At 69.5% G+C, this 5,708-nt stretch carries 5 protein-coding genes; 2 read left to right on the top strand and 3 right to left on the bottom strand.

The window, feature by feature from the left end; translation table 11 throughout:
* Positions 1-130: 130 nt before the first annotated feature.
* Positions 131-1,324, bottom strand: a complete 1,194-nt coding sequence (locus IAE41_RS21670) for an MFS transporter (RefSeq protein WP_200734522.1) — start codon at positions 1,322-1,324, stop codon at positions 131-133.
* Between the two features lie 94 nt (positions 1,325-1,418).
* Between IAE41_RS21670 and IAE41_RS21665 the strand changes: the two genes are divergently transcribed.
* Positions 1,419-2,348 carry a LysR family transcriptional regulator gene (locus IAE41_RS21665; RefSeq protein ID WP_200734521.1) on the top strand — a complete coding sequence of 310 codons (930 nt, stop codon included), beginning with the start codon at positions 1,419-1,421 and terminating at the stop codon, positions 2,346-2,348.
* Between the two features lie 12 nt (positions 2,349-2,360).
* Here IAE41_RS21665 and IAE41_RS21660 read toward each other — a convergent pair whose 3' ends face one another.
* Positions 2,361-3,818, bottom strand: coding sequence for an amidohydrolase family protein (locus IAE41_RS21660; RefSeq protein WP_200734520.1), 1,458 nt, complete (start codon positions 3,816-3,818; stop codon positions 2,361-2,363).
* A 53-nt stretch (positions 3,819-3,871) separates the two neighbouring features.
* A complete protein-coding gene (locus IAE41_RS21655) occupies positions 3,872-4,570 on the bottom strand; it encodes an ankyrin repeat domain-containing protein (protein ID WP_200734519.1) in 699 nt (232 codons plus the stop codon).
* A gap of 93 nt (positions 4,571-4,663) precedes the next feature.
* Between IAE41_RS21655 and IAE41_RS21650 the strand changes: the two genes are divergently transcribed.
* On the top strand, positions 4,664-5,545 hold the full coding sequence (locus IAE41_RS21650; protein ID WP_200734518.1) for a LysR substrate-binding domain-containing protein: 882 nt from the start codon (positions 4,664-4,666) through the stop codon (positions 5,543-5,545).
* The last annotated feature ends 163 nt before the right edge of the window (positions 5,546-5,708 follow it).

The raw sequence follows: 5,708 nt of genomic DNA, 5'->3' as shown, positions 1-5,708 counted from the left end.
CCCCCCCCCCCCCCCCCCCCCCCCCCCCCCCCCCCCCCCCCCCCCCCCCCAACCCACGGGAACCCGGCTTTTGCCGTTGACGTTGCCGTGGCTTGCAGCAGGTGCAGGGCTGCAAGCCCTGCAAAAAGAACTACCTCAACCGCACCAGCAGGCTGCTGCCCGCACACACCACCGCCAGCCACGCCACGCCGTGCCAACCCCACTGCGCCAGCGCAAGGCTGCCCAGCGCGCCACCGGCGGCCATGCCGATGAACATGCCCGTGAACAACAGCGCGTTGAGGCGGCTGCGCGCCGGCGGTACCAGACCGTAGACCAGGGTCTGGTGCGCCACCAGCGCCGACTGGAAACCGAAGTCAAACAGCAGCGCACTCACCACCAGCAGCGGCAGCAGCGCCGCAGCCGGCAGCCAGCTGTCGGCCAGCAGCAGGCCAAACCCCACCAGCGCCACGGCAATCGCCAGGCGCGCCACCGCATGGCTGCCCAGCCGGTCGGCGTAACGACCGGCGAACGGTGCCGCCAACGCACCCGCCGCACCGGCAATACCGAACGCACCGGCCGCGGCGCTGCCCAGCCCCAGCGTCGCGTGCAGCATCAGCGCCAGGGTCGACCAGAACGCACTGAAACCCACCGCCAGCAGCGACTGGCTGGCCACCGCACGCCGCAACTGCGGCTGCTCGCGCCACAACTGCAGCAGCGACCCCAGCAGCGCGGGATAGCGCAGCGTGCTGGTCGGTGCGAAGCGCGGCAGGGCCTTGGCCATCACCGCGCCCATCGCTGCCACAGACACCGCAGCCAGCACGAACTGCGTGCGCCAGCCCCAGGCTTCGGCCACCACGCCACTGACCACGCGCGACAACAGGATGCCCAGCAGCAGCCCGGTCATCACCCGGCCGACGATCTGCCCGCGGTGCGCGTCCGGGGCCAGCACCGCAGCCGCCGGCACGATGTCCTGGGCCAGCGTGGCCATCAGGCCCACCAGCAGGCTGGCCACCAGCAGCCCCGGCAGTTGCCCGGCCCACGCCGCGGCGGCCAGCGCCACGGACAGCAGCACCGACTTCAGCAGGATCAGGTGGCGACGATCAAAGCGGTCACCCAGCGGGGCCAGCAGCAGGATGCCCAGCGCATAGCCAAGCTGGGTCAGGGTCGGCACCAGGCCGACGCCGCGCTCGCTGGCAGCCAGGTCCTGCGCGATCAGGCCCAGCATCGGCTGGCTGTAGTACAGCGATGCAACCGAGAAACCAGCACCGGCGGCCATCGCCAGTACCAACGGGGCCGAAGGAGCGGCCGTCGGCGTGGCGGTCACGGAAACAGAGGAGGTGGACATTCGGGAACTCCGGGGGAGGAATGGTGCATAGCCTGCCGATATTCGCCGTGCGTCTGTAGTAGGCTCCTCCACATATCATTCATACGCCACACGCATGAACGACCTGCCCGCCGGCGCCGACCGCCTGGATCTGCTGAGAACCTTCCTGCGCATCGTCGATGCCGGCAGCCTCTCGGCCGCTGCCACCCAGCTGGGCACCACCCAGCCCACGGTGAGCCGGCGCCTGCAGGCACTGGAACGGCAACTGGGCCTGCGCCTGCTGCAGCGCTCCACCCACGGCCTGCAGCTGACCGAGGACGGCCAGCGTTGCCAGCGCCACGCGCAGCGGGTCATCGACGAATGGGAAGCGCTGAAGGCCGAGCTGCATGGCGAAGCGCAGGTCCTGCGTGGGCGCCTGCGGGTGATGGTGCCGCACGCGTTCGGCCAGGCACAGCTGCTGCCGACCATGCTGGACTTCCTCGCCCGGCATCCTCAGCTGAGCCTGGAATGGATACTCGAAGACCATCGCCCGGACTTCGTCGCCGACGGCATCGACTGCGCCGTGCGCGTCGGCCCGGTGGACGAGCCGCGCATGGTGGCCCTGCCGCTGGCCGAGGTGCCGCGCATCGTGGTGGCCGCGCCCACCCTGGCCGATCCGTCGCGCATCCGCACCCCCCAACAGGCGCAGGCCCTGCCATGGATCGCACTGGCCACCTACTACCGCGAACGCCTGCTGCTGCACGACGCGCAGGGGCGAGCGCACACGCTGTCGATCGCGCCTCGCCTGCTCACTGACAACCTGTTCGTGGTGCAGCGTGCGGCCGTGGCCGGCCTGGGCGCGGCGGTGGTTTCGGCATGGCTGGTGGCTGAGGATCTGGCCGAAGGCCGCCTGGTGCAGCTGCTGCCGCAGTGGCAGGCTCCGCCGCTGCCGGTGCATCTGGTCTTCCCGGCCGCGCGCCAGCAGCCCCTGCGGCTGCGCGCCTTCATCGACGCGATGAAGGAAGCGCTGCCGCAGCTGCACGGCATGCGGCCGGCAGCGCGCTGAACCCCGGAAGGGTCATTCCTGCTTCGCGGCCTCGGCATTCCACGCTGCCACCTTGGCCTTGGTGTCGGCCAGCATCTTGTCCAGCGCCGCACGGTCATACACGGTGCCGCGCAGGATCACGCTGTCGATCTTCTCCGTCGCGGCGATGTCCTGCAGCGGGTTGGCGGTCAGCAGCACCAGATCGGCTGCCTTGCCGGTGGCCACGCCACCATAGCGATCCATCTGCCCGAACCAGGCCGGGCCGGAACGGGTGGCGGCCGAGAGTGCCTGCGGCGCGCTCAGGCCTTCCTTCACGAACAGCTGCAGCTCCTGGTGCAGGGCAATGCCCGGGAAGTTGTACGAGTTGAGGAAACCGGCATCGGTACCGGCAATGATCGTCACGCCCGCTTCCTGCAGCAGCGGCAGCACCGATGCCACCTGGTGGTACTGCGCATGGCGCGCCTCGATCTGCGCCGGGCTGGCCTTGGCCGCGCGGTCCACGCGCCACTGGTAGGTCGCGCGCAGGCCCGGGCCGATGTAGGCCAGGTACGGGTCGTTGGCGTGGTCATCCTGGTCGAGGAAATCGAGGATGCGGCCACCATTGAGGGTCGGGGTGACGAACACGCCGCGCCTGGCGAAATCGCGGTAGGCGTGCATCGCCGTATCGTGGTCGAAGCTGGCATCCAGGCGGCGGTTGGCCTCGGCGCGATCGATGCGGCCCGCACCGAAATCAGCGGCGATCTGCGCTTCATCCTTGCTGCCGGCCTTGAACGCGTAATCGAGATGTTCGATCGAAGCGAGGCCGGCGTCGACGGCCTGTTCGACGGTCAGCGCCATCGGGATATGGCCCGATGCCTTGAAGCCGGCCTTGCGCGCGGCGCTGGCCGAGTACAGGAACAGCTCCGGCTTCAGCGTGCTGTCGGTGATCTTCACGAAATCGACCTTGTCGTGCTGCAGGCGGGCGATCGCCTTGTCGGCGTCCGCCTCGCTGCCCACCTCGATCGTGCCCTTCCAGACCGGCTTGATGCCTTCGATCTTCGCGCCCGAGCTGAGCAGCCGCGGCCCGAACAGCGTGCCGTTGGCGATCTCGCCACGCCACTGCAGTACCTGCCCGGGCAGGTCGCCGGAGCAGTCACGCACGGTGGTGATGCCGTGGGCGATGTACAGCGGCAGCAGCGCCTTGTTCTCTTCGATCAACGCCGGGCCGCCGCCGAAGTGCACGTGCATGTCCCACAGGCCGGGGATGAGGTACTTGCCCTTGGCGTCGACCTGTCGGCTGGCGGTCCACTGGCTGCGCAGCTGCGCATCGGGGCCCACCGCGACGATGTCATCGCCACGGATCACCACGCTCTGCCCCGGCACGCTGCGTGCGTGCTCGACATCAACCACGGTGGCGTTGCGGATCAGCAGGTCGGCGCGCTCGGCGGCAGACACCGACAGCGGCGCGACGGCAAGAAGGATCGCGAGGGACAACGGACGGGAACGGAACATGGACAGCATCCTGGTGGGCACGCGTGGCGCGCGGGGTGGAAGGGGTGCGGGGTTCAGCGGCGGGCGCCGGCGCGGCGCAGCAGGGCTTCCATCTGCGTGTAGCCACGCCGGCGTGCATGCGCCAGCGGCGTCACGCCATCGCCATCGGCCAGTTCGGGATTCGCGCCGGCGTCGAGCAGCAACTGCACGATCTGCACATGGCGCGGACTACCGTCGCCCAGCAGGATCGCTTCCAGCAGCGCGGTCCAGTGCAGGCGGTTGACATGGTCCACCGCCACGCCTGCACGCAGCAGCGTGCGGACCGTAGCGACATGGCCGCGCTCGGCGGCGGGAATCAAGGCAGTGCCGCCGTACCGGTTGGTGCTGCGCAGATCCGCACCGTGGGCGAGGGTCAGCGCGAGGATGTCATCCAGGCCGCGCGCGCCGGCATACAGATAGGCACTGTCCTGCATCGCATCCTTGGCGTTGACGTCGGCACCGGCTTCGATCAGTTCGCGCGCCGCATCGACGTTGTTGCCGTGGGTCGCCAACAGCAGTGCGGTGCGGCCCTGCCCATCGCGCGACTCCAGATCGGCACCGTCTTCCAGCGCCACACGCACGGCATCGGCATCACCGCGCGTGGCGGCATCACGCAGTCGCACATCGGCCGTGCCGGCGCTCGCAGAACAGGCCGGCACCACCACCGCCAGCAGGCACAGCAGCAACAGGCGGCCCAGCGGACGGGGCCAGCGACGGCAACGATGGATTCGCATCTGCGGTTCTCCGGTGCAACGGGGCGCCATGCTTGCCGCCCCCTGCCCTGCATGGTAGAAGTCGCCACGTGCATCCAGAAGTGAAATGTTCAAATGCAAGACAGTGCCAAATCGAATAGAACGCTATTTGAACTGGACCTGCTGCGTGCGCTGGTGATGGTGGCCGACTGCGGCAGTTTCACCACCGCCGCCACCCGAATGCATTCCACCCAGTCCACGGTCAGCCAGAAGGTCCGGCGGCTGGAGGAGCTGGCCGGGCACCGCCTGCTCGAGCGCGGCCACCGCGACGTGCACCCCACCGATGCGGGGCACACCCTGCTGGGCTACGCACGGCGCATGCTCGACCTGAACGAGGAAATGGCCCAGGCCCTGGCTGGCGCCACAGTGGAAACCGCGGTGCGCATCGGCGTGCCGGAGGATTTCGTCAACGCGCAGACCACGCGCATGCTGGCCGCCTTCAGCCGCCGCCACCCGCAGGTAAAGCTGGAGATCAGCAGCGGCCTGAGCCGCGATCTGGCGCATGGCTTCGACCACGGCGAGTTGGACCTGGTGCTGGTCAAGCAGCGCCGCAACACCCGCCAGGCGGTGCATTGCCGGCGCGAGCCGATGCACTGGATCGACAGCCTGCGCAGCAGCAGCCTGCTGCAGGATCCATTGCCCCTGGTGACCTTCCCGCCACGCGGCCTGTACCGCGACGAGATGATCCAGGCGGTGGAGGGCCTGGGCCTGCGCTGGCGCATCGCGTTCACCAGTTCCTCGCTGAGTGGGATCCAGGGCGCAGTGGCCGATGGCATCGGCATCAGCCTGCTGCCGCGGCGCGCGGTGGGCCGCGAGCACCGGGTCATCGATGGCGAGCGTGGCCTGCCGGTGGTGGACAACTACGAGATCGGGCTGCTGCATCGCCCGGATGCGGATGATGCGGTGCGCGCGCTCGCGGCCGAACTCTGGCGCCAGGTCCAGCGCGAGGCGGAGTAGTCTTCGGCAGGGCTGCGCCCTGCACCTGCCGAAGCCGAAGCCGAAGCAACAGCAACAGCGGGCTATCCGTGGGATGGCGGGGTGGGTCCGGTCGAGGGGGACGCCGTGAACCCGTCCATGGGGGCTTGGTCGCGCCATCCATGGCGCTCACACCCCCTCAACC

The organism is Stenotrophomonas sp. S39 (genome assembly GCF_016624665.1).
Taxonomy (GTDB): Bacteria; Pseudomonadota; Gammaproteobacteria; order Xanthomonadales; family Xanthomonadaceae; genus Stenotrophomonas.
Note: the sequence above shows the minus strand (reverse complement) of the source record. Positions and strands in the feature narration are given on the sequence as shown.

What these genes read in the sequence shown, in the direction of transcription:
- IAE41_RS21660 (WP_200734520.1), bottom strand. Translation starts at nt 3,818, where the DNA reads ATGTTCCGTTCCCGTCCGTTGTCCCTCGCGATCCTTCTTGCCGTCGCG.
- IAE41_RS21665 (WP_200734521.1), top strand. Translation starts at nt 1,419, where the DNA reads ATGAACGACCTGCCCGCCGGCGCCGACCGCCTGGATCTGCTGAGAACC.
- IAE41_RS21650 (WP_200734518.1), top strand. Translation starts at nt 4,664, where the DNA reads ATGCAAGACAGTGCCAAATCGAATAGAACGCTATTTGAACTGGACCTG.
- IAE41_RS21655 (WP_200734519.1), bottom strand. Translation starts at nt 4,570, where the DNA reads ATGCGAATCCATCGTTGCCGTCGCTGGCCCCGTCCGCTGGGCCGCCTG.
- IAE41_RS21670 (WP_200734522.1), bottom strand. Translation starts at nt 1,324, where the DNA reads ATGTCCACCTCCTCTGTTTCCGTGACCGCCACGCCGACGGCCGCTCCT.